A 19,542-nucleotide genomic window follows, 5' to 3' on the forward strand; every position below is an offset into this window, starting at 1 on the left:
TCATTGAATACCCGCATTGACAGCCCTTGACCCGGCATGCAACATCAATCGGGAAGTCTCGATAACAAGGTGTCGAAGTGAATGCCAATCTCTCCGCTTCAGGGCCCCATCCGGTGAGCGTGGCTCCGGACGTCCTGGCCGATATCCAGGCTGAATTCTCGCGCGAATGGCAGCGGCTGTGCGACGACGCCCGCCGTGGCGCGCTGGCGCCGCCGTCCGACCGCCGTTTCGCCGGCGAGGCGTGGGCGGCCAATGGCCAGCATCTGCTGATGGCGCATACCTATCTGCTGTCGGCCCGCGCCATGTCGCGCATGGTCGACGCGGCCCAGGTCAGCGAACCGATGCGCGACCGCCTGCGTTTCTCGATCATGCAGTGGGTCGACGCCTTGTCGCCCTCGAACTTCCTGGCGCTCAATCCGGACGCCCAGCGATCCATCGTCGAAAGCGCCGGGCGGGCCCTGAACGAAGGCCTGGCCAACCTGCTGGGTGACGTCAAGAAAGGCCGCATCACCCAGACCGACGAGACCCAGTTCGAGATCGGCCGCAATGTGGCGACGACGCCTGGCGACGTGGTGTTCGAAAATGCGCTGTTCCAGCTCATCCAGTACAAGCCGGTGACCGCCACGGTGCACCAGATTCCGCTGGTCATCGTGCCGCCGAACATCAACAAGTTCTACATCCTCGACCTGCAGCCCGAGAACTCGTTCGTGCGCCATGCGCTCGAACAGGGTTTCACCGTGTTCCTGATTTCCTGGCGCAATCCGCTGGCCAGCGATACCGACGGCATCGACCGCGCCACCTGGTCGGATTATCTCGACGACGCGGTGCTGCAGGCCCTGCGCGTGGCCAGCGACATCTCCGGACAGCCACAGGTCAATGCGCTCGGTTTCTGCGTCGGCGGCACCATGCTGGCTTCGGCGCTGGCGCTGGCCGAGGCGCGCGGCGAGCATCCGGTGGCGGCGTTGACGCTGCTGACCTCGCTGCTCGACTTCCACGATACCGGCGTTCTCAGTGTCTTTGTCGACGAGGCTCACGCGTTGCTGCGCGATCACCAGCTGGGCAATGGCGGCTTGATGCCGGGGCGCGACCTGGCCACGACGTTCTCGTTCCTGCGACCCAACGAGCTGGTCTGGAACTACGTGGTCGGCAACTACCTGAAAGGCCAGAAACCGCCAGCCTTCGACCTGCTGTTCTGGAACGGCGACAGCACCAACCTGCCGGGTCCGTTCTTTTCCTGGTACTTCCGCAACACGTATCTCGAAAACAATCTCAAGGTGCCGGGCCGGGCGCAGGCCGCGGGCCTGCCGCTGGACCTGACGCGCCTGTCGATGCCGGCGTATATTTTCGGTTCGCGCGAAGACCATATCGTGCCCTGGGTGTCGGCCTATGCCTCCACCCAGGTGCTGCGCGGGCCGCAGCGCTTCGTGCTGGGGGCTTCGGGGCATATCGCCGGCGTGGTCAATCCGCCCGCCAAGAAGCGTCGCAGCTATTGGGTGGCAGACAATCTCGGCGCTTCCGGCCAGCCCTTGCCGGGCGATCCCAACGCCTGGCTGGCCCAAGCCCAGGAGAAGCCGGGCAGTTGGTGGCCGGATTGGGCGGCCTGGCTCGCGGGGCATTCCGGCAAGCAGGTCAAGGCTCGTGCAAAATCAGGTAATACCAGGTATCGGCCAATAGAGCCGGCCCCTGGCAGGTATGTGAAGGTCCGGGCCGCCTGAAACCGCGAAGGCGGTGGGCCCAGGCCAAGAAGAAATCAATCAACGAGGCGTCCGTCGCACACAGGAGGAAGTCCAATGAGCGGAAAACTGGCTTACGTTACAGGCGGGATGGGCGGGATCGGCACCTCTATTTGCCAACGCCTGGCCAAGGAAGGCTTTCGCGTCGTGGCAGGCTGCGGCCCCAGCCGCAATTACCAGCAATGGCTGGATGAGCAGGCGGCGCAGGGATATACCTTTTATGCTTCCGTCGGCAATGTGTCCGACTGGGATTCCACCGTGGCCGCTTTCGAGCGCGTCACGGCGGAACTCGGTCCGGTCGACGTGCTGGTCAACAACGCGGGCATCACCCGCGACGGCCTGTTCCGCAAAATGACCGCCGATGATTGGCGCGCGGTCATCGACACCAACCTCAACAGCCTCTTCAACGTGACCAAGCAAGTCATCGACGGCATGGTCGAGCGCCAATGGGGGCGCATCATCAACATCAGCTCGGTCAACGGGCAGAAAGGCCAGTTCGGCCAGACCAACTATTCCACGGCCAAGGCCGGCATCCATGGCTTCACCATGGCGCTGGCGCAGGAAGTCGCCAGCAAGGGCGTCACCGTCAACACCATTTCGCCCGGCTACATCGGGACCGACATGGTGCGGGCGATCCGTCCCGACGTGCTGGAGAAAATCGTCGCCACCATTCCGGTGCGGCGCCTGGGCACGCCGGAGGAGATCGCGTCGATCACGGCCTGGCTGGCTTCCGACGAATCCGGTTTTTCCACCGGGGCGGATTTCTCGCTCAACGGCGGCCTGCACATGGGCTGACGCATCGCGGGCCGCCCGGCGGGCGGCCTTTCCGCCGCGCAGCCTCGGGGAGATGGGGCCGCGGCATTACACTTCTCCTTATTCGAAGTCTTAGAGATCGCCCGATCCGGGGACAACCATGACGCAAGCACAAACCGGCGCCAGCCTGCGCCTGATTAAAAAGTACCCCAACCGTCGCCTGTACGACACCCGGACCAGCACCTACATCACCCTGGCGGATGTCAAGCAACTGGTCCTGGCCAACGAGGAATTCCAGGTCGTCGACGCCAAGAGCGCCGAAGACCTCACCCGCAGCATCCTGTTGCAGATCATTCTCGAAGAAGAGAGCGGCGGCATGCCCATGTTCTCGTCGAACATGCTGTCGCAGATCATCCGTTTCTACGGCCACGCCATGCAGGGCATCATGGGCTCTTACCTGGAAAAGAACATCCAGGCCTTCATGGAGATCCAGCAGCGCATGGCCGAGCAGTCCAAGGGCCTGTATGGCAGCCAGTTCGGCCCCGAAGCCTGGACGCAGTTCATGAACGTGCAGACGCCCATGCTGCAGAACATGATGAACAACTACATCGACCAGAGTAAAAACCTGTTCGTGCAGATGCAGGATCAGATGCAGGACCAGACCCGCGCCATGTTCTCGACCTTTCCGTTCACCCCTGGCGGCGCGCAGGGTGGCGGGCGCAAGCCCTGAAAAAAGGCGCGGCGATGCCGCGCCGCGGACCGTGTGATCAGCCGGCGTGGCTTTGCCCGCCGGCTTTTGTTTTGCTTGACGGGACGCAACGGCGCGGCAATTTCAGACTGTTCCGATTCAGGGAGGTGTCAGATTTTTTCGTTACATTAATGCAAACGGTTCTTGTTTATGTTTATAGGACCCGTCGTATCAATCGTGCTTCGAGGATGACCCACATGATGAAGAAAGCCCTGGCCCTGGCCATCGTCGCTTTGAGCGTGTCCGCCGCCCAAGCGGCTGAATACCCCATTGGCAAGCCGGTGGAAAAGGGCGGCATGGAAATCGGCGCGGTCTACCTGCAGCCGATCGAAATGGATCCCCCGGGCATGATGCGCCCCGCCAAGGACTCCGACATCCACCTCGAAGCGGACATCCACGCCACCGCGGGCAACCCCACCGGTTTTCCCGAAGGCGAATGGATGCCCTACCTGGTCGTGAAATACGAAATCCAGAAGGTCGGCAGCCAGAACGTGCAGAAGGGCACCTTCATGCCCATGGTCGCCAACGACGGTCCGCATTACGGCGAGAACGTCAAGCTCGAAGGCCCGGGCAAGTACAAGCTGAAGTACACCATCCTGCCGCCGACGGCCGACAAGATGAGCCACTTCGGCCGTCACATCGACAAGGAAACCGGGGTGGGTGACTGGTTCCAGCCGTTCGACCTGGAATATGAATTCGTCTATGCCGGCACCGGCAAGAAAGGCGGCTACTGATCGTGCGGGCCCTGCTTCGCGTCGTCGTGGCGTTGTTGATCGGCCTGGCCGGCGTGGCGCCGGCGCTGGCCGACGAACTGCCGACCTTCACGTTGCGCTTCAAGCCCGACGGGACGTTCGAGCCGGCCACGCTGGAAGTGCCCGCCGGCCGCTTCAAGATCGAACTGATCAACGAGAGCAACGAGCCCGTGGAATTCGAGAGCATTCCGTTGCGCAAGGAGAAGGTACTGGGCCCCGGCGTGAAGTCGTTCGTCGTCATCACCATCTCGCGCCCGGGTGAATATCCCTTCTTCGATGACTTTCACCAGGCGGTGAAAGGCACCCTGATCGTCAAGCCCAAGGAATAGGCAGGCCGCATTACATGGAACAGGTTCTTTTCATCGTCTGGCGCGAAAGCGTCGAAGCGCTGCTGGTGGTGGGCATTCTGTACACCTGGCTGCGCTCGACGCCGGAAGGCAAACGCGGCCTGAAATATCTGTGGGGCGGCGTGGCCGCCGGTCTGGCGCTGGCCGTGGCGCTGGCGCTGGTGCTGCTGGGCGTGTCGTCATGGCTCAGCGACGAAGGCCAGGAATGGTTCCAGGCCATCATGTCGCTGGCGGCGTGCGCATTGGTGGTGCAGATGGTCGTGTGGATGAAAAAACATGGCCGCACCCTCAAGGGCGAACTCGAGAGCGGCGCGCGCTCCTCGGTCGCCAGCGACAACTGGTGGGGGCTGCTGGTGCTGGTGGCCATTGCCGTGGCGCGCGAGGGCAGCGAAACCGTGGTGTTCCTGTATGGCACGGTGGCGGCGGGTGACGGCGGCAGCGACATGCTGAAGCTGGCCCTGGCTGGCGTGGCCGGTTTCGCGGTGGCGCTGCTGACTTTCTGGCTGTTGCAACTGGGCGGCAAGCTGATCACGTGGCGCCGTTTTTTCCGCGCTACCGAAATCCTGCTGCTGCTGCTGGCGGGATCGCTGCTGGTGGGCGGGCTGGATCACCTGATCTCGCTGGACGTGCTGCCGACGCTTGTCGACCCGGTCTGGGACAGCTCCTGGCTGCTGAGCGACAGCACCGGCCTGGGCAAGATCCTGGCGGATTTCGCCGGCTACCGTGCGCTGCCGGCCCTGATCTCGGTGTTGCTGTGGGGCGCGTACTGGGTCGTGGTGTGGCTGCTGCTGCGCCGGGTGGGAGTGAAACCCGCTGCGGTGGCGGCGCGTGCCGCATCCTGATGTGGCGTCGTCATGAATACCGACGCTTTTATCGGACTGAATTAATGAAGGTTTGACCATGGCAGCTGCACTCGGGAGGGCAACCTCCCGTATCGCCGATTTTCTCCGAGACCATGCCCCTCTGTTGCGCAAGCTGCAGTGGGGCATTGTTGCGATATACGCTTTCCTCCTGATCGTGCCGGCCATCATGCCGCTGCCGGACAACTCAGCCTCGGTGTTCAACAATCTGACCATCGTGGCGCAGTTCGCTTTCTGGGGCGTCTGGTGGCCGTTCGTGCTGGTCTCCATGCCCATCCTGGGACGGGCATGGTGCGGCTGGTTCTGTCCGGAAGGCATGCTGACCGAATGGGCCAGCGAACGCGGCCAGGGGCATGCCATTCCCAAATGGATGCGCTGGGGCGGGTGGCCGTTCGTGGCCTTTGCGCTGACCACCGTCTATGGTCAGCTCGTCAGCGTGTACCAATATCCCTTGGCGGTGTTGGCGGTGCTGGGCGGTTCGACCGTGGCGGCCATGATCGTGGGCTGGCGCTACGGCCGCAGCAAGCGGGTCTGGTGCAAGTACCTGTGCCCGGTCAACGGCGTGTTCAACCTGCTGGCCAAGCTGGCGCCGTGGCACTTCAAGGTCGATGAAGAAAAGTGGCGTCATCCGGTGATCCGCATCGAACCCATCAACTGTGCGCCGCTGGTGCCCTTGCGACACATGAAGGGCGCCGGCGACTGTCACGTGTGCGGCCGCTGCAGCGGCTATCGCGGCGCCATCGCGCTGACGCCGCGCTCGCCCGAGGAAGAGGTCGTCAACGTCACCGATGGCGAGCCCTGGCAGACCGTGCTGCTGTGCTTCGGCCTGATGGGCATCGCCATGGGCGCCTTCCTGTGGAGCGCCAGCCCTTGGTATGTGACGGCCAAGCAATGGGCCGCGACTTGGCTGGTCGAGCACGACATCATGTGGCCGCTGCTGGACAACGCGCCGTGGTTCATCCTGACGCATTATCCGGAAGTGAACGACAGTTTCTCGTGGCTCGATGGCGCTGGCATCTTGATGTTCGTGGTGGGGGCCACGGTGTGCGTGGGCGGCGCTGCCTTCCTGTCGCTATGGATCGCCGACCGGCTGGCGCCCGCCGCCGAGGACGCCACCGGCTGGTTCCGTCCGGGCCTGCACAAGCTGGCCCAGGGGCTGATTCCGTCGGCCGGCATCGGTGTGTTCCTGGGGCTGTCGGCCACCACCGTCAATCTGCTCAAGCACGAAGGCGTGCGCGCCGCGTGGGCGGCGCCGGTACGCTTCACCCTGTTGACGCTGGCGGTGCTGTGGACGCTGCGGTTGTTCGCGCGCCTCTTGAACCAGCGTCCGGTCGGTCTGGTCCGCAAGATCGCGGCGTGGCTGGTGTTGGCGGCAGGTCTTGCGCCGTTCTGTTGGTCCTGGGTGCTGTTCTTCGCCATCTGGTAGGCGTCTTGCGCTACAGTTTGGGGCTTCGCCGCCGGTGGCGGCTCCCCGGTTGGATCCCTCATGGCCTCCTACGCATTCCGCCTCCTCAACGTCTTCGCGTCCAGCACCTTCACCGGCAATCCCCTCTGCGTGTTCGAAGACGCGCGTGGCATGGACGACACCACCATGCGCGAGTTGGCGGCGCAGTTCAATCTTTCCGAAACCACTTTCATCCTGCCATCCGACGTGGCCGATGCGCGGGTGCGCATCTTCACGCCCGGCTTCGAAATGGGGTTCGCCGGCCATCCCACCATCGGCACCTCGCAGGTGGTGCGTGACCTGCTCAAGTCTGGCGATGCCTTGACGCTGGAGTTCAAGGCTGGCGTGGTGCCGGTCACCGCGCAGGGGGACGCCTGGACCTTCACCGCGCCTTGCCCGAACGGCGTGCGCACGGCGGCGCCGACGTTGCCGGCCGCCGATATCGCCGGGCTGGTCGGGTTGGGCGTGGACGACCTGGCGCATGACCCTGTCTGGGTGGATACGGGTGCGGAGCAGCTGCTGGTGCCGCTGAAAAACGTCGACGCGTTGCGGCGGGCCAAGCCGGATGCTGCGCAGCTGGATCGCTGGCAGGCCAACAGTCTGGGGCGCAAGGTCTGCTACCTGTTCGCTTTCGACCCGAGCCGGCAACAGGATGGGCGCGATGTCGTGGTGACGCGTTACTTCTATGCCAAGCCCGGCGGCGGGGTACAGGAAGATGCTGGCACCGGCTCGGCCTGCGCCAACCTGGGCGGTTGGCTGCGGCATCGGCAACATGCATTGCCCGCCAGTTTCCGGGTGGAGCAGGGCGACCAGATGGGCCGTCCGTGCCGATTGCTGCTGGACGTGCTGGCCGATGGCCGCATCCAGGTGGGCGGCCGCGCGTTGGAGATCGGCCGCGGTACGGTAGACGTTTGAGGCTGTGCGCCGGTCTGGCTTGGCCGGACCGCCTTGCCGCCGGGGGCAAGGCAGCGCGGTGTGCGCACTGCGCTGCCGTCGTTCCGCCCCCAAACGAAGAACGGCGCCTGTGCATGAGCACAGGCGCCGTTTTTCATGGCATGGCCATTCAGGGCCGGGGCGTTACTTCTTGTTCTTGGCGGGGTCGACCTTGATGTCGTTCATGACCTGCTTCACGCCTTCGACGCCGCGCGCCACGGTGGCGGCGTGATCGGCTTCGGCGGCAGTGCCGACGCTACCGGTCAGCTTGGTCACGCCATCGGTGGTTTCGACGGCGATGTCCAGCGCGCTCAGTTGCTTGTCGGCGACGAAGGCGGCCTTGACCTTGGTTGTCACGGTCGCGTCGGACGCGTATTCGCCCACGGATTGCTTGGGCTTGCCGTCATTGGCGGCAAAGGCCATGGAAGTGAAGACAGCGCCCGTACCCAGTGCGGCGGCGGCGATCAGCTTGCGGATTTCCATAGTTGTGCTCCTTGTAATGTGGTTCAGCGCGTTCGAGATGCAATGGCTGAGCGAAAATTCTCGGGGTGCGATGTTCTTCTATTTCTTGCGGAATGCGCCGCTCAGAATGGACAGCAGCGCCAGGACCAGGAAGACGAAGAACAGGATCTTGGCGATACCCGCGGCTCCGGCGGCGATGCCGCCAAAGCCCAGGACAGCCGCGATGATCGCAATGACGAAGAAAACGACGGCGTAGTGCAACATGTCAGCTTCTCCTGGTAGCGTGGGGATCAGGGGTTGCGATCAAAGAAATCGCGTACTTCCTTTTCCGCCTGTTCCTTGGTCTTGCCATAGCGTTCCTGGATCAGGCCGGCGAGACGCTCGGCGTTGCCTTCCGTGCGGGTCAACTCGTCGTCGGTGAGCTCACCCCAGGCCGCCTTGGCCTTACCGGTCAGTTGCTTCCACTTGCCAGCAATGATGTCGTTATTCATGGTGACCTCTCTTCGTTGTGGCGGATGCGGCGGCTCATGGCCTGTGAGCGTCTGCATTCGCGGTTGAGTTGGGCACTGATCAGCTTGAGTTCAAGGTACAGGCCGGCCGCGCGCCCTGTCAAAGGACGCTGTGGGTAAATGTAACTGCCGGGGACGGGGCAAATCGCGCGTCCTTCGACGAGGGGTAGCGCAGGCGTACCAAGAGCGGGAGTTACATCTGAGCAACGTATTGAGCCGTTTTGAGCGGGGCAGGTAACGGAGGCCTACCTGACGGAGGCCTACCCGACCCGCACCTCGGGCGAGACGGCAATAGCGGCGAGCAGGCGGGCCATCCGCGGCTGGCCGGGTGGCCGGCGCGCCGGTACAGTCGGGGCAGGTTCCGCACACGAGTTTGCTGCCCGCGTGGCCGGGACCCCTTCACACAGAGAGGACATGCATGACGCAACGATTCCTTGGCACGATCCTGCTGGCGCTGGCCGCGATGGCTGCGCTCGGTTGCACCCACGTGACGGACCGGTACCAGGCGGCGGCGCCTGACCTGTCGGTCCGCGGCTGAAGGGCCGGGCAATGAAAACGGGGCGCACAAGGCGCCCCGTTTTCATTCGGTCCCGCGACCGGGATCAGGCTTCGCGGATGCGTTGGGCGATGTGCGCCAGCGCTTCTTCCACCTGGTCTACCAGGATCAGGCACAGGTCGCCGGCGCTCAGGCGCGCCAACGCCGTGTCGATGGCCAAGAACTCGCCGTGGATCTCCTCGATGTGGCGAGTGCGGCTGGCGTTGACCAGGCCTTGCTGCAACAGGGCCAGGACCTCACCGTCGGCGCGACCACGCTGGCATTGATCCTGGTATAGCAGCACGTCGTCGAAGGCCTCGCCGAGGATCTCGGTCTGCATGCGGATGTCTTCGTCGCGACGGTCGCCAGCGCCGCTGATGACCACCGAGCGACGCTTGGCGGGCATGGCGTCGACCGCGCGCACCAGCGCCAGGATGGCATCCGGATTGTGGCCATAGTCGGCGATCACGGTGGCGCCGCGATAGTCGAACACATTGAAGCGGCCGGGCGCGGTCTGCGCGTCGTTGACGAACGTGGCCAGGCCGCGGCGGATGACGCTCCAGTCCAGGCCCAGCGCCCAGGCCGCACCGATCGAGGCCATGGCGTTCTCGACCTGGAACACGATGGCGCCATTGCGCGTGAGCGGGATCTCGGCCAGCGGGAAGCGGGTTTCCTCGGCGCCCTGGGCCGCGACGATGGCATCGCCGTCGCGGTAGACCACGCGCAGGCCCTGGGCGCGGTGCGTGGCCATGACCGGGTGGTTGCGATCCTCGGCGAAATAGGTGATCGAACCGGGGCAGCTGTGGGCCATTTCCGCCACGATGGGATCGGCGGCGTTGAGCACGGCGGTGCCGTTCGGGTGCACGTGCTGCACGATGACGCGCTTGACCACGGCCAGATCCTCGACGGTGCTGATGTAGCCCAGCCCGAGGTGGTCGCCCATGCCGATGTTGGTGACGATGGCGACGTTGCAGCGGTCGAAGGCCAGGCCTTCGCGCAGGATGCCGCCGCGCGCGGTCTCGAACACAGCGGCGTCGACGTCCGGATGCATCAGCACGCTGCGGGCGCTGCGCGGGCCGCTGCAGTCGCCAGTGTCGATGCGCAGGTTGTCGACGTAGACGCCGTCGGAGTTGGTCATGCCGACACGGTTGCCGGCCACGCCCAGGATGTGCGCGGTCAACCGCACCGTGGTGGTCTTGCCGTTGGTGCCGGCCACCGCCACCACCGGGATGCGGCCATCCTCGCCATCGGCGAACATGTTGGCGATGATGGCTTCGCCCACGGCGCGACCCTTGCCGAACGACGGGTTCAGGTGCATGCGCAGGCCCGGCGCAGCGTTGACTTCGACCACGCCGCCGTTCTGCTCTTCGAGCGGGTGGTGCACGCTTTCGGCCACCACGTCGACGCCGCAGATGTCCAGGCCGATCATGCGGGCGGCCGAGACCGCGCGCGCCGCCATCTCGGGATGCACTTCATCGGTGACGTCGGTGGCCGAGCCGCCGGTGCTGAGGTTGGCGTTGTTGCGCAGGAAAATCAGGGTTCCCGGCGCTGGCACCGAATCGGCATCGAAGCCCTGCTTTTTCAGCGTGGCCAGTGCGATCTCGTCGAAACGGATCTTGGTCAGCGAGGTGGCGTGGCCGTCGCCGCGCAGCGGGTCGGCGTTGACCTGGTCGACCAGTTGGCGGATGGTGTGCACGCCGTCGCCGGTGACCTGCGGCGGATCGCGGCGCGAGGCGGCCACCAGTGCGCCGCCCACCACCAGCAGGCGGAAGTCGTGGCCGGGAATGTAGCGTTCGACGATGACTTCGGCGCTGATCTCCTCGGCCACTTCGAAGGCCTGGATCACGCGCTCGCGCGTCTCGATATTGACCGCCACGCCGCGGCCCTGGCTGCCGTCGCGCGGTTTGACCACCACCGGGCCGCCCAGCTCCTGGGCGGCGGCCCAGGCATCTTCGGCGCTGGTGACGGAACGGCCCAACGGCACAGGCACGCCGGCCGCGTGCAGCAGCATCTTGGTCAGGTCTTTGTCCTGCGCGATCGATTCGGAGATGGCGCTGGTCAGGTCGGTTTCGGCGGCCTGGATGCGGCGCTGCTTGCTGCCCCAGCCGAACTGCACCATGCTGCCCTGCGTCAAGCGGCGGAAGGGGATGTTGCGGGCGGTGGCGGCATTGACGATGGCGCCGGTGCTGGGGCCCAGGCGCACATCCTCGTCCAGTTCGCGCAGGCGCTTCAGTGCGTCGGCCAGGTCGAACGGCGCGTCGTCCAGCGCCGCCTGAACCAGCTGCTGCGCCAGGTCCATGGCGAGACGGCCGACTTCTTCCTCGCTGTATTCCACCACCACCTGGAATACGCCCGGCTCAATGGTGGAGGAGGCGCGGCCGAAGGTGACGGGGCAGCCTGCGTGGGCCTGCAGCGTCAACGCGACGATCTGCAGTACGTGCGCGATCGAGACCGCGCCCTGGTGGCCCTCGGGACGCAGCAGGCCGGTCTGCGGCAGGCGCGCGCGCAGGCGCGCTTCGAAGTCGGGCAAGTTGTCGATCGAGCATTCGGCATCGGCGCACGACACGATGGCTTCGATCGCCGTGTTCTTGCTCCACAGATTGGGGCCGCGCAGCGCTCGGATACGGGAAACTTCCATGGCAGGTATTCCTGTCTAGCTTAGGCGCGCCGCGACAAGGAACGCGGCGCGCGCAATGATGTCAGTGTTGCTGGATCCAGCGGCGGACGAGATCGATGGTCGGGCCAGAGAAGGCTTCGTCGGATTGCAGCAGCACGAAGTCGCCGGCGGCGATGCCGGAAAGCTGGCTTTCGATGGCCTTGCCGTGATCCGGCTCGTCCAGGATCTGCTTGACGCGGCTGCCTTGTTCAAGGCCCTGGCGCAGCAGCGCGCGCGCCTGCCCGGCCGGGCGCTTGCTGGTGACGGTGCTGTCGTCGTACAGCACCACGCGGTCAAAGGCATCGCCCAGCAGTTTGCCCTGTTCGATCAGGTCCACGTCGCGGCGGTCGGCGCCGGCCGAGTACACGGCGGCGCGGGTGGTCGCGGGGAATTGGTCGATGGCGGTGATGAGCGGGCGCAGCGCGGAGGCGTTGTGGACGTCGTCCACCACCACGGTGCTGCCGTTGCGCTCGAACAGCGTGAACTGCCAGGGCGCGTCGGCCTGGTCGATGTCGAAGGTCTCGATGCCGGCGCGGATCAGTTCGACCGGAATGCCGAGCGCCCAGGCGGCGCCGACGGCGGCCAGCACGTTCTCGACCTGGAAGGCGACGCGGCCGCCATGCGTGAGCGGAATGGCGGCGACGTCGGCCAGGCGCTCCTCGTGCGCGCCTTGCGCCAGCACGATGGCGCCGTCGCGCACGAACACGGCGCGGCCGTCCTGTTGCAAGTGGGCGGCGATGGCGGGCAGGGCCGGGTCGATGCCGAAGAAGATCACGGCGCCGTCGCACAGCTCGGCCATCTCCACCACGCGCGGGTCGCGCGCGTTGAGCACGGCGGCGCCGGTGGGCAGCACCACGTCGACCTGGGTGCGGAACACATTGAACATGCGTTCCGTTTCGTTGATGTCGAAATCGCCGAGGTGATCGGCATCGTCGATGTTGGTGACCACGCCCACCTGGCAGCGATCATAGGCCAGGCCCTGGCCCAGGATTACGCCGCTGTCGTTCTCGATGACGGCGGCGTCAACGTTGCGGTTCATCAGCACGCGCGTGCCCGAGGCGAAGTCGGCGTGGTCGCCTTTCTGCACCAGGCGGCGGTCGAGGTACAGGCCTTCGCTGCAGGCCAGGCCGGTGCGCTTGCCCGACAAGTGCAGCAGGCGCGCGACCAGGCGCGCCACCACGGTTTTGCCGTTGGTGCCGGTGACGCCGACGATGGGGATGCGGCCGGCATCGCCTTCGGGAAATAGATGGTCGACGATGGCGCGGCCGACCGGGCGCGGCGTGCCGTCGGCCGGCTTCAGGTGCATCAGCAGGCCAGGACCGGCGTTGACTTCGACAATGGCGCCGCGCTGTTCGTCCAGCGGGCGCGAAATGTCCTCGGCCACCAGATCCACGCCGGCGATGTCCAGGCCGACCACGCGGGCGGCCAGGGTCACGGTGGCGGCGACGCTGGGATGCACGCGGTCGGTGACGTCGAAGGCGACGTTGCCGCTGCGCTGCACCAGCACGCGCTGGCCATCGGCCGGCACGCTGTCTTCGGACAGGCCCTGCCGGGCGATTTCGAGGCGCGCGGCCGAGTCCAGCCGCACCGGGTTGAGCGGATGGTTTTCGGTGCGGCCGCGGCGCGGGTCGGTGTTGAGCTGGTTGTCGATCAGCTCGGTGATGGTGGATTTGCCGTCACCCGTGACCCAGGCCGGCTCGCCGGCGGCGGCGGCCACCATGCGGTTGCCGACCACCAGCAGGCGGTGTTCGTTGCCCAGCACGAAGCGTTCGACGATGACGCCGCTGCCTTCGTCCACGGCGACGCGGTAGGCGGAGATCACTTCGTCGCGGGTGGTCAGGTTGGTGAACACGCCGCGGCCGTGGTTGCCGTCGTACGGCTTGACCACCACTGGCAGGCCGATGTCCTCGGCGGCCGACCAGGCGTCGTCCTCGCTGTCGACCAGGCGGCCTTCCGGCACCGGCACGCCACAGGTCGAGAGCAGTTCCTTGGTCAGGTCCTTGTCGCGCGAAATGCCTTCGGCGATGGCGCTGGTGCGGTCCGTCTCGGCCGTCCAGATGCGGCGCTGGCGCGCGCCGTAGCCGAACTGCACCAGGTTGCCTTCGAACAGGCGGATGTAGGGAATGTCGCGGTCATCGGCGGCATCGACGATGCACGCGGTGCTGGGCCCCAGGCAGTGCTGGTCGACCAGCCGGCGCAGGCGCGCCACCGTGGCCTCGACGTCGAACGGGCGGTCTTCGATGGCGGCCATGACCAGATCGCGGCCTTCGTTCAGCGCCGCGCGCGTGACTTGTTCCTGCCAGGCGCGCACCACGACCTTGTAGACGCCGCGGGTGGAGGTTTCGCGGGCCTTGCCGAAGCCGCCACGCAGGCCGGCCAGATTCTGCAACTCAAGGGTGACATGCTCGAGAATGTGGCCGGGCCAGGTGCCTTCTTTGACGCGGGCCAGGAAGCCGCCCCGCACGCCCGGGCTGCAGCGGTGCTCGATCAAGGTCGGCAGCCAGGCAGTCAGGCGCTCGTAGAAGCCGGGAATCGTGTTGGAGGGGGAGTCCTCCAGTTCGCCGATGTCCACCCATGCCTCAAGTACCGGACGGTACGTCCAAATGTTCGGGCCGCGCAAAGCCACGACATCGAGAAATTCAATGTCTTTCTTTTTCATGTTTTAATTTACTTGAGAAGCAGGTTGGCACGCGCGGACGCCCCTGTGCAAGACCGCGGATTTATTGGGGTTGCGCCTTAAGAATAATGCCAACGAGTGGGGGATCCCAGATATTCCTAATTAGAAAAATCGGCTGATACTATACGACGCCTTCAAAGGCGTGAACTCGTTGTGTTGTAAGGAAGGGACACGTTTCCAGCCTGGTGCCGGAAAGCCGTCGCCGCCTTGTAGGGCAGAGTCCTGGCCCGGTATGCGTTCCAATGAAAAAACCACACCTGCTTTCCGGCCTGGCCGAAGCCTTTCCTGCCCGTTGGCGGGATGAATTCCGCGCGGAACTGGCGCAGGGTGAAACCCTGCTCGCCTGGCTCGAAATAGACCTGGATCAGCGCCTGAAGTTCCGCCCGGGCCTGGTCGCCGTGACGGACCGCCGCCTGATCGCGCGCAATCCGGCCGATACCGCTTGGGAAAGCTGGTGCTACGGTCCCCAACTGTCCCTTAATCTATCCGACCATGCCGGCGCCGCCGTGCTGGAATTGCACGATGACGCCGCCCGCCTGGGCATCTGGCGATTCACCCTGGCTTGCAACCCGGCCGCGCTGCGGCTGCTGGGGCAGTTCGAGGCGCAGCAGGCCATCCGCCTGTCGGGCCGGCCGGCCGCGGTCCCGGGCGAGCGCCCATGCGCCATCTGCAACAACACCATCCCGGCCGGGCAGGAGGAGTGTCCGACTTGCAATCAGGAGCAGGCGGCGCCGTCTTCAACCTGGGCGCTGCTGCGCCTGTGGCGCTTTGCGCGGCCGTATCGCGGCCCGCTGTTGGCCGGCTTCCTGCTGACCCTGCTGGGCACCGCGGCGACCCTGGTGCCGCCTTACCTGACCATGCCGCTGATGGACGATGTGCTGATCCCGTTCCAGAACGGCGCTCCCATCGATTACGACAAGGTCCGGCTGTACCTGGGCGGGCTGCTCGCCTCGGCGTTCCTGGCATGGGGGTTGGGCTGGGCCCGCACCTATATCCTGGCCTGGGTCAGCGAACGCATCGGCGCGGACCTGCGCACCACGACCTATGAACACCTGCAACAGCTGTCGCTGGAGTATTTCGGCGGCAAGCGGACGGGCGACCTGATCTCCCGCATCGGCAGCGAGACCGACCGTATCTGCGTGTTCCTGTCGCTGCACCTGCTGGACTTCGCCAACGACATCCTGATGATCGCCATGACCGCGGTGATCCTGGTGTCGATCAATCCCTGGCTGGCGCTGGTCACGCTGGTGCCGCTGCCGTTCATCATCTGGATGATCCACGCGGTGCGCGATCGCCTGCGCCATGGCTTCGAGAAGGTCGATCGCATCTGGTCGGAGATCACCAACGTGCTCGCCGACACCATTCCCGGCATCCGCGTGGTCAAGGCCTTCGCCCAGGAAAAGCGCGAAGTGGCGCGTTTTCGCGAGGCCAACAACCGCAATCTGGAAGTGAACGACCGCGTCAACACCACCTGGTCGCTGTTCTCGCCCACCGTCACGCTGCTGACCGAGGTGGGCCTGCTGGTGGTGTGGATCTTCGGCATTTGGCAGGTGTCGCAGAAGCAGATCACGGTGGGCGTGCTGGCGGCGTTCCTGGCGTATATCGGGCGCTTCTACACGCGCCTGGATTCGATGAGCCGCATCGTGTCGGTGACGCAGAAGGCGGCCGCTGGCGCCAAGCGCATCTTCGATATCCTGGATCATGTGTCGAGCGTGCCGGAACCGCAGAACCCGGCCAGGCTGCCGCAGATCAATGGCCGCATCGAGTTGCGCGATGTTGGTTTCCGCTACGGCAATCGCCAGGTCATCCGCGGGCTGGACCTGAGTATCGCGCCCGGCGAAATGATCGGCCTGGTGGGCCACAGCGGTTCGGGCAAGAGCACGCTGATCAACCTGATCTGTCGCTTCTATGACGTGTCGGAAGGCGCGATCCTGGTGGACGGCGCCGACATCCGCTCGTTGCGGGTGGCCGACTACCGCCGCAACATCGGCCTGGTGCTGCAGGAGCCGTTCCTGTTCTTCGGCACCATCGCCGAGAACATTGCCTACGGCAAACCGGATGCCACGCGTGACGAGATCGTCGCCGCGGCCCGCGCCGCCCATGCCCATGAGTTCATTCTGCGGCTGCCGCATGGTTACGACTCGCTGGTCGGCGAGCGCGGCCAGGCGTTGTCCGGCGGCGAACGCCAGCGCATCTCGATCGCACGCGCGCTGCTGATCGACCCGCGCATCCTGATCCTGGACGAGGCGACCTCGTCGGTGGACACCACCACCGAGAAGGAGATCCAGAAGGCGCTGGACAACCTGGTGCGCGGCCGCACCACCATCGCCATCGCCCATCGCCTGAGCACCTTGCGCAAGGCCGACCGGCTGGTGGTGCTGGATCGTGGCCAGATCGTGGAGCAGGGGCCCCACGAGGCGCTGATGGCGCGCGAGGGCGCATACTATCGCCTGTACCAGGCGCAGGCGCGCCAGGCCGAGGCCGACGCGCAGTCGTCCCCGGGCAGCGACGACATGGCCGCCGTGGCCTGACACGGAACCGAGATAACCGTCATGACGCTTCCCGTTTTCCAGTTGCGACGCAATGCCTTCGGGCGCCTGGTGTTCCAGGGCGCCGATGGCGTTGCGCACGAAGGCGTGATCCCGGTACGCGCCTTTCCCATCAGTGAGGCCGACCGCGGTTTGTCGCTGGTGACCAGCGAAGGCCGCGAATTGCTGTGGGTCGAACGGCTGGCCGAGGTGCCCGCCGCCCAGCGTGCGCTGATCGAAGAAGAACTGGCCGGCCGCGAGTTCATGCCCGAGATTCGCAAGCTGTCCAGTGTGTCCACCTTCGCCACGCCCAGTGTCTGGAGCGTGGAAACCGACAGGGGACCGACCCGGTTCACGCTGCGCGGCGAGGAAGACATCCGCCGCCTGGGGCCGCAGACTTTGCTGATCGCCGACAGCCACGGCATCTTCTACCTGGTGCGCGACATTCTGTCGCTCGACAAGCACAGCCGCAAACTGCTGGACCGTTTCCTGTAAGCCTCAGTCCGGCGCCGCGCGCTTGAACGGCGTGTGGGCCTCGAGTTCGCCCAGGTAGTCGTCCACCGCGGCGGTTTCCTCGTCGAGAAAATGCTGGATCGCGGCCGCGAAGCGCGGGTCGGCGACCCAATGGGCCGACCAGGTAGGCGTGGGCAGCAGCCCGCGCGCCATCTTGTGTTCGCCTTGTGCGCCACCTTCAAAGCGCGCCAGGCCGTGGGCGATGCAAAAGGCGATGGCCTGCAGGTAGCAGGTCTCGAAATGCAGTCCCGGCACGTATTCCGTCGCGCCCCAATACCTTCCGTAGAGCGCGTCGCCGCCCGCCAGGTTCAGGGCCGCCGCTACCGGCTGGCCGTCGCGCTCGGCCAGGATCAGCACGAAAGCGTCGGGCTGGTCGTGGTAGGCACGCAGGAAGAATTCGCGGCTCAGGTAGGGCGGATTGCCGTGGTTGAAATAGGTGTGGCAATAGCACTGGTAGAAGAAGTCCAGGGCGGCCGCGTCGATCTGCGCGCCGCGCAGCCAGCGGAACGCCAGCCCGGCCTGCGCCACCTTCTTGCGGTCCTGGCGGATCTTCTTGCGCTTGTCATGGCTCATGGTGGCCAGGAAGGCGTCGAAGTCGGCGTAGCCAGGATTGGTCCAGTGGAACTGCACGCTTTCGCGGATCATGAATCCGGCCTGGCGCAGCGCGCGCAGGTCGGCCGCGGCGGGAAACAACAGGTGCAGCGACGAAACCTGGATCTCTTCGGCGAAGGCCACCAGCCCGCGCACCAGCGTGTCGCGGTCTTCGTCGCGGGCGGCCAACAGGCGCGGACCCGAAACGGGGGTGAACGGCACCGCCGCCAGCAGTTTGGGGTAGTAGCGCAGGCCATGGCGTTCGAAGGCGTCGGCCCAGGCGTAGTCGAATACGTACTCGCCGCGGGAATGCGATTTCAGGTATAGCGGCACGGCGCCGGCCAGCGTGTCGCCACGCCACAGCATCAGGTAGTGAGGCGACCAGCCGGTGCGTGGCGCCGCGCAGCCGCTGTCGTGCAGGGCATGCAGGAAGGCATGCCGCAGGAACGGCTGGTCGCCGGCCAGCGCGTCCCACTGGGGGGCGGCAACGCGGGACAGGTCGGTTTCGATGGTCAGGCGGAGCGGCGAATCCATGGACGAATGATAAAGTCTCCGCTGGCGCGCGGCGCACCGCGCCTGATGAGTGCGCAGGGTTATTGTGTTTGCTTTGGTCTTTGTCCAGCGGGCGGCTCGCGGCCGCCGCACAGCGGAAATCCTGATGGATAGCAATTCGATCCTCCCCCCCGACGGCAATCGGCCGCCCCCTCGCGACACGGCCTGCCTGCGGGCCCAGGCGCTGCAGGCGCTGGCCGCCTGCGGCTGGGCCGACAAGCTGGCGCGCGTGCGCGCCATTGACGACGATGCGCCACTGGACCGCGCGCGCCCCTACGCCGCGCTGGCCGGGCTGCCGGGCCGGCCAGCCGCACCGGCGCTGGTCGCGCCGAACGAGGTGCCGCAGCGTTCCATGGCCACGCAGGAGGGCCGCGCCGCGCTGTTGCACGCCCTGGCGCATATCGAATTCAACGCGGTGAACCTGGCGCTGGACATCCTCTGGCGCTTTGCCGGCATGCCCGAGGCGTTCTATCGCGACTGGTTGCGGGTGGCGCGCGAAGAGGCCAGCCACTTCGAACTGCTCAACCAGCGCCTTGCCGACCTGGGCCACGCCTACGGTGATTTTCCCGGCCACAATGGCCTGTGGGAAATGGCCGAACGCACCCGCGACGATCTGCTGGCGCGGCTGGCGCTGGTGCCGCGCACGCTGGAGGCGCGCGGGCTGGACGCCTCGCCGCTGATCCGCAACAAGCTGGCGGGCGCGGGCGATGCGCAGAGCGCGGCCATCGTCGACATCATCCTGCGCGACGAGATCGGCCATGTGGCGATCGGCAACCATTGGTTCAAGCGGCTGTGCGCCGAACAGGGCAGGGAACCGGTCGCCTGCTACGCCGAGCTGGCCGCGCGCTACCGGGCGCCGCGCCTGCGCGGGCCCTTCAACCTGCAGGCGCGCCGCGCCGCCGGCTTCGACGACGCCGAGCTGGCGGCGTTGCAGGCGGACCGGGGATAG

At 65.9% G+C, this 19,542-nt stretch carries 17 protein-coding genes; 11 read left to right on the top strand and 6 right to left on the bottom strand.

The genetic code is table 11. From position 1 onward, the window contains the following. Positions 1 to 77: 77 nt before the first annotated feature. The 8 genes from phaC to HV701_RS20830 all read left to right on the top strand — a co-directional run bounded on the left by phaC (position 78) and on the right by HV701_RS20830 (position 7,552). A complete protein-coding gene (gene phaC, locus HV701_RS20795) occupies positions 78 to 1,715 on the top strand; it encodes a class I poly(R)-hydroxyalkanoic acid synthase (protein ID WP_175134906.1) in 1,638 nt (545 codons plus the stop codon). A 75-nt stretch (positions 1,716 to 1,790) separates the two neighbouring features. Beyond that, the gene (locus tag HV701_RS20800; RefSeq protein ID WP_175134907.1) at positions 1,791 to 2,528 is read left to right on the top strand and encodes a 3-ketoacyl-ACP reductase; all 738 of its coding nucleotides are present in this window, start codon (positions 1,791 to 1,793) and stop codon (positions 2,526 to 2,528) included. A 118-nt stretch (positions 2,529 to 2,646) separates the two neighbouring features. Continuing rightward, positions 2,647 to 3,216: a polyhydroxyalkanoate synthesis repressor PhaR gene (gene phaR / locus HV701_RS20805; protein WP_175134908.1), complete on the top strand. Its 570-nt coding sequence runs from the start codon at positions 2,647 to 2,649 to the stop codon at positions 3,214 to 3,216. Positions 3,217 to 3,431: 215 nt separating this feature from the next. After that, positions 3,432 to 3,968: an iron transporter gene (locus HV701_RS20810; RefSeq protein WP_175134909.1), complete on the top strand. Its 537-nt coding sequence runs from the start codon at positions 3,432 to 3,434 to the stop codon at positions 3,966 to 3,968. Positions 3,969 to 3,979: 11 nt separating this feature from the next. Continuing rightward, complete coding sequence (locus HV701_RS20815) at positions 3,980 to 4,315, top strand: cupredoxin domain-containing protein (protein ID WP_420867824.1); 336 nt, start codon at positions 3,980 to 3,982, stop codon at positions 4,313 to 4,315. A 14-nt stretch (positions 4,316 to 4,329) separates the two neighbouring features. Further along, positions 4,330 to 5,175 (top strand): FTR1 family iron permease, encoded by an 846-nt coding sequence (locus tag HV701_RS20820; RefSeq protein ID WP_175134911.1) that lies wholly within the window; start codon positions 4,330 to 4,332, stop codon positions 5,173 to 5,175. 58 nt (positions 5,176 to 5,233) lie between these two features. After that, entirely contained in the window at positions 5,234 to 6,619 is a 1,386-nt protein-coding gene (locus HV701_RS20825) for a 4Fe-4S binding protein (protein ID WP_175134912.1), read from the top strand. Positions 6,620 to 6,679: 60 nt separating this feature from the next. Next, positions 6,680 to 7,552 (top strand): PhzF family phenazine biosynthesis protein, encoded by an 873-nt coding sequence (locus HV701_RS20830; protein WP_175134913.1) that lies wholly within the window; start codon positions 6,680 to 6,682, stop codon positions 7,550 to 7,552. A gap of 162 nt (positions 7,553 to 7,714) precedes the next feature. On the opposite strand, the gene HV701_RS20835 is transcribed toward HV701_RS20830, so the two are convergent. The 5 genes from HV701_RS20835 to cphA (HV701_RS20855) all read right to left on the bottom strand — a co-directional run bounded on the left by HV701_RS20835 (position 7,715) and on the right by cphA (HV701_RS20855) (position 14,391). Then, positions 7,715 to 8,053: a BON domain-containing protein gene (locus tag HV701_RS20835; protein ID WP_175134914.1), complete on the bottom strand. Its 339-nt coding sequence runs from the start codon at positions 8,051 to 8,053 to the stop codon at positions 7,715 to 7,717. A gap of 78 nt (positions 8,054 to 8,131) precedes the next feature. Then, positions 8,132 to 8,296: a DUF1328 domain-containing protein gene (locus HV701_RS20840; RefSeq protein ID WP_175134915.1), complete on the bottom strand. Its 165-nt coding sequence runs from the start codon at positions 8,294 to 8,296 to the stop codon at positions 8,132 to 8,134. Positions 8,297 to 8,322: 26 nt separating this feature from the next. Beyond that, complete coding sequence (locus HV701_RS20845) at positions 8,323 to 8,523, bottom strand: CsbD family protein (RefSeq protein ID WP_006389412.1); 201 nt, start codon at positions 8,521 to 8,523, stop codon at positions 8,323 to 8,325. 620 nt (positions 8,524 to 9,143) lie between these two features. Then, on the bottom strand, positions 9,144 to 11,714 hold the full coding sequence (cphA, locus tag HV701_RS20850) for a cyanophycin synthetase (protein ID WP_175134916.1): 2,571 nt from the start codon (positions 11,712 to 11,714) through the stop codon (positions 9,144 to 9,146). Between the two features lie 61 nt (positions 11,715 to 11,775). Beyond that, complete coding sequence (gene cphA, locus HV701_RS20855; RefSeq protein ID WP_175134917.1) at positions 11,776 to 14,391, bottom strand: cyanophycin synthetase; 2,616 nt, start codon at positions 14,389 to 14,391, stop codon at positions 11,776 to 11,778. Between the two features lie 260 nt (positions 14,392 to 14,651). Between cphA (HV701_RS20855) and HV701_RS20860 the strand changes: the two genes are divergently transcribed. Continuing rightward, positions 14,652 to 16,940, top strand: coding sequence for a cyanophycin metabolism-associated ABC transporter (locus tag HV701_RS20860; RefSeq protein ID WP_175134918.1), 2,289 nt, complete (start codon positions 14,652 to 14,654; stop codon positions 16,938 to 16,940). A 21-nt stretch (positions 16,941 to 16,961) separates the two neighbouring features. After that, on the top strand, positions 16,962 to 17,432 hold the full coding sequence (locus tag HV701_RS20865; protein WP_175134919.1) for a cyanophycin metabolism-associated DUF1854 family protein: 471 nt from the start codon (positions 16,962 to 16,964) through the stop codon (positions 17,430 to 17,432). Positions 17,433 to 17,435: 3 nt separating this feature from the next. Here the strand turns inward: HV701_RS20865 and HV701_RS20870 are convergent, their stop codons facing one another. Next, positions 17,436 to 18,575: a GNAT family N-acetyltransferase gene (locus HV701_RS20870; RefSeq protein ID WP_175134920.1), complete on the bottom strand. Its 1,140-nt coding sequence runs from the start codon at positions 18,573 to 18,575 to the stop codon at positions 17,436 to 17,438. Between the two features lie 124 nt (positions 18,576 to 18,699). On the opposite strand from HV701_RS20870, the gene HV701_RS20875 reads away from it, so the two are divergent. After that, entirely contained in the window at positions 18,700 to 19,542 is an 843-nt protein-coding gene (locus HV701_RS20875) for a ferritin-like domain-containing protein (RefSeq protein WP_175134921.1), read from the top strand.

It is taken from the genome of Achromobacter pulmonis (assembly GCF_902859765.1).
Classification (GTDB): Bacteria; Pseudomonadota; Gammaproteobacteria; order Burkholderiales; family Burkholderiaceae_B; genus Achromobacter; species Achromobacter pulmonis.

Excerpts from the sequence above, each read along its gene's own strand:
- cphA (WP_175134916.1), bottom strand. The coding sequence starts at position 11,714 with ATGGAAGTTTCCCGTATCCGAGCGCTGCGCGGCCCCAATCTGTGGAGC.
- phaR (WP_175134908.1), top strand. The coding sequence starts at position 2,647 with ATGACGCAAGCACAAACCGGCGCCAGCCTGCGCCTGATTAAAAAGTAC.
- HV701_RS20860 (WP_175134918.1), top strand. The coding sequence starts at position 14,652 with ATGAAAAAACCACACCTGCTTTCCGGCCTGGCCGAAGCCTTTCCTGCC.
- HV701_RS20870 (WP_175134920.1), bottom strand. The coding sequence starts at position 18,575 with ATGGATTCGCCGCTCCGCCTGACCATCGAAACCGACCTGTCCCGCGTT.
- HV701_RS20820 (WP_175134911.1), top strand. The coding sequence starts at position 4,330 with ATGGAACAGGTTCTTTTCATCGTCTGGCGCGAAAGCGTCGAAGCGCTG.
- HV701_RS20800 (WP_175134907.1), top strand. The coding sequence starts at position 1,791 with ATGAGCGGAAAACTGGCTTACGTTACAGGCGGGATGGGCGGGATCGGC.
- HV701_RS20835 (WP_175134914.1), bottom strand. The coding sequence starts at position 8,053 with ATGGAAATCCGCAAGCTGATCGCCGCCGCCGCACTGGGTACGGGCGCT.
- HV701_RS20830 (WP_175134913.1), top strand. The coding sequence starts at position 6,680 with ATGGCCTCCTACGCATTCCGCCTCCTCAACGTCTTCGCGTCCAGCACC.
- HV701_RS20845 (WP_006389412.1), bottom strand. The coding sequence starts at position 8,523 with ATGAATAACGACATCATTGCTGGCAAGTGGAAGCAACTGACCGGTAAG.
- cphA (WP_175134917.1), bottom strand. The coding sequence starts at position 14,391 with ATGAAAAAGAAAGACATTGAATTTCTCGATGTCGTGGCTTTGCGCGGC.
- HV701_RS20810 (WP_175134909.1), top strand. The coding sequence starts at position 3,432 with ATGATGAAGAAAGCCCTGGCCCTGGCCATCGTCGCTTTGAGCGTGTCC.
- HV701_RS20825 (WP_175134912.1), top strand. The coding sequence starts at position 5,234 with ATGGCAGCTGCACTCGGGAGGGCAACCTCCCGTATCGCCGATTTTCTC.
- HV701_RS20865 (WP_175134919.1), top strand. The coding sequence starts at position 16,962 with ATGACGCTTCCCGTTTTCCAGTTGCGACGCAATGCCTTCGGGCGCCTG.
- HV701_RS20840 (WP_175134915.1), bottom strand. The coding sequence starts at position 8,296 with ATGTTGCACTACGCCGTCGTTTTCTTCGTCATTGCGATCATCGCGGCT.
- HV701_RS20875 (WP_175134921.1), top strand. The coding sequence starts at position 18,700 with ATGGATAGCAATTCGATCCTCCCCCCCGACGGCAATCGGCCGCCCCCT.